Here is a 253-nt window from a genome sequence, read left to right on the forward strand (position 1 = left end):
CTGGCGCTCGCACGTCGGCCATGCGCCGTCGCTGTTCGTGAACGCGGCGACCTGGGGGCTGATGATCACCGGCAAGCTCGTGACGACCAACAGCGAAGCGGGCCTGTCGTCGGCGCTCACGCGCCTGATCGGCCGCGGCGGCGAGCCGCTGATCCGCAAGGGCGTCGACATGGCGATGCGCCTGATGGGCGAGCAGTTCGTCACCGGCGAAACGATTTCCGAAGCGCTCGCGAACAGCCGCAAGTACGAAGCG

1 protein-coding gene is annotated in these 253 nt (G+C 68.4%); it reads left to right on the forward strand.

Going from position 1 to position 253, the window contains the following annotated elements; genetic code table 11:
- Positions 1–253, forward strand: a 253-nt coding sequence (locus ACZ2XM_RS15625; protein WP_490619033.1) for a hypothetical protein, incomplete at both ends; no start/stop codon positions are given.

Source organism: Psychrobacter sp. CoH-33_TS_01 (assembly GCF_058189395.1).